This is a genomic window from Streptomyces sp. ICN903 (assembly GCF_022015835.1).
In the GTDB taxonomy this organism is placed as follows: domain Bacteria; phylum Actinomycetota; class Actinomycetes; order Streptomycetales; family Streptomycetaceae; genus Streptomyces; species Streptomyces fenghuangensis.
In genome coordinates this window covers 1-2,375 of record NZ_JAKMAY010000499.1, presented here as the reverse complement: position 1 = coordinate 2,375, position 2,375 = coordinate 1, and the positions used below count along the sequence as shown (strand labels likewise).

Annotated in this window: 3 protein-coding genes; all 3 read right to left on the bottom strand. The window is 71.4% G+C overall.

The annotated features are described in order from the left end of the window. Positions 1–963, bottom strand: a 963-nt coding sequence (locus L7D48_RS28200; RefSeq protein WP_256463362.1) for an ABC transporter ATP-binding protein/permease, incomplete at its 3' end; no start/stop codon positions are given. After that, complete coding sequence (cydB, locus tag L7D48_RS28195) at positions 960–1,988, bottom strand: cytochrome d ubiquinol oxidase subunit II (RefSeq protein WP_237883838.1); 1,029 nt, start codon at positions 1,986–1,988, stop codon at positions 960–962. The genes L7D48_RS28200 and cydB, both read right to left, overlap by 4 nt. Positions 1,989–2,007: 19 nt before the next feature. Next, positions 2,008–2,375, bottom strand: a 368-nt coding sequence (locus L7D48_RS28190) for a cytochrome ubiquinol oxidase subunit I (RefSeq protein WP_237883836.1), incomplete at its 5' end; no start/stop codon positions are given.

Genomic DNA, 2,375 nt, shown 5'->3' with positions numbered 1-2,375 from the left:
GGGGGCGGGGGCGTCGGTTTCGAGGGTGGAGAAGACGTCCTCCGCCGCGGCGAGGCCCTCGGCGGCGGCGTGGTAGTGGACGCCGACCTGGCGCAGGGGGAGGTACGCCTCGGGGGCGAGGATCAGCACGACCAGGCCGGTGTAGAGGTCGAGTTCGCCGTGGACCAGGCGCATGCCGATGCCGACGGCGACGAGGGCGACGGAGATCGTCGAGAGCAGTTCGAGGGCGAAGGAGGAGAGGAACGCGATCCGCAGGGTGCGCAGGGTGGCGCGGCGGTAGTCGGCGGTGATGGCGCGGATGTTCTCGGCCTGGGCCTTGGCCCGGCCGAAGACCTTGAGGGTGGGCAGGCCGGCGACGACGTCGAGGAAGTGGCCGGACAGGCGGGACAGCAGGCGCCACTGGCGGTCCGTGCGGGCCTGGGTCGCCCAGCCGATCAGGACCATGAAGACCGGGATCAGGGGGAGGGTGACGGCGATGGTCGCCGCCGAGATCCAGTCGTCGGTGAGGATGCGCGCGATCAGGGCGGCGGGGACGACGACGGCCAGCGCGAGCTGGGGGAGGTAGCGGGCGAAGTAGTCGTCGAGGGCGTCGATGCCGCGGGTGGCGAGGTTGGCCAGTTCGCCGGTGGGCTTGTCCAGGCGGGCGGGGCCGAGGGCGGTGGCGTGGGTGAGCAGGCGCAGGCGCAGTTCGGACTTGACCGCCGCGGAGGAGCGGTGGGCGGCCAGTTCGGTGAGCCAGGCGACCAGGGCGCGGCCGAGGGAGACGGCGGCGAGGAGGACGAGGGGGGTGGTGAGTTCGGTGGGGGGTGTGCGGTGCTGGAAGGCCCGTACGACGATCTCGGCGATGAGCACGGCCTGGGCGATGACCAGGCCCGCTCCGGCCAGACCCAGCACCACGGTGGCCGCGAGGAAGACGCGGGTGGTGCGGGCGTACCGGAGCAGGCGGGGGTCGACGGGCTTCATGTGCGGGTGGTTTCCGGTTCCGGGTGTGGGGTGTCCGCGATGTGCTGGGTGCCGATGCGCTTGCGGAACACCCAGTATGTCCAGCCCTGGTAGAGGAGCACGAGCGGAGTGGCCAGGGCGGCCAGCCAGGTCATGATCGTCAGGGTGTAGGGGGAGGAGGCGGAGTTGGTGACCGTCAGGCTCCAGGCGGGGTCGAGCGTGGAGGGCATGACGTTCGGGTAGAGCGCGAGGAAGAGCATGGCGACGGCCGCGACGACGGTGGCGCCGGAGAGGGTGAAGGACCAGCCCTCGCGTCCGGCGGCGATCGCGCGGACTGCCGCGAGCAGGGCGAGCGCGGCGACGGCCAGGGCGATCAGGGTGGCGGTGTCGCCGCGGTCGAGCTGGGTCCGGCCGAGGAAGGCGACGGCGAGGGCGGCGGTGAGCAGGCCCAGGCGTACGGCGAGGGCGCGGGCCCGGACGCGGATGTCGCCGACGGTCTTCAGGGCGGTGAAGACGGCGCCGTGGAAGGTGAACAGGGCGAGGGTCGTCGCGCCGCCGAGCAGGGCGTAGGGGTTCAGCAGGTCCAGCAGGCCGCCGGTGTACTCCTTGTTCGCGTCGATGGCGACGCCGCGGACGATGTTGGCGAAGGCCACGCCCCACAGGAAGGCGGGGATCAGGGAGGTCCAGAAGATGGCGCGCTCCCAGTTGGTCTGCCACTTCTCCTCGGGCCGCTTGGCGCGGTACTCGAAGGCGACGCCGCGGATGATCAGGCAGACGAGGATGATCAGGAGGGGCAGGTAGAAGCCGGAGAAGAGGGTGGCGTACCAGTCGGGGAAGGCGGCGAAGGTGGCGCCGCCGGCCGTCAGCAGCCAGACCTCGTTGCCGTCCCAGACCGGGCCGATGGTGTTGATCAGTACGCGGCGCTCGCGGCGGTCGCGGGCCAGCGGCCGGGTGAGGACGCCGACTCCGAAGTCGAAGCCCTCCAGGAAGAAGTAGCCGGTCCACAGGACGGCGATCAGGACGAACCAGACGTCGTGGAGTTCCATCGGGAAACCTCGGTCGGACCTAGTAGGAGAAGGCCATGGGGCGGTCGGCGTCGTCCTTGTCGTGGCCGCCGATCCGGGTGGGCGGGTCGAGGTCGGCCTCGGTGAGCTCGGGCGGTCCGGCCTTGACGTACTTGGCCAGGAGCCTCACCTCGATCACGGCGAGGACCGCGTACAGGAGGGTGAAGACGGTCATCGAGATCAGCACCTCGGCCTGGGAGACGCCGGGGGAGACGGCGTCGGAGGTGCGCAGCAGGCCGTAGACGACCCAGGGCTGGCGGCCCATCTCGGTGAAGATCCAGCCCCAGGCGTTGGCGATGAGCGGGAAGCCGAGGGTGAGGAAGGCCAGCTGCCAGTAGCGGCGGCTGAGGGCGGGGCCCAGCAGGCGGG

Excerpts from the sequence above, each read along its gene's own strand:
- cydB (WP_237883838.1), bottom strand. The coding sequence starts at position 1,988 with ATGGAACTCCACGACGTCTGGTTCGTCCTGATCGCCGTCCTGTGGACC.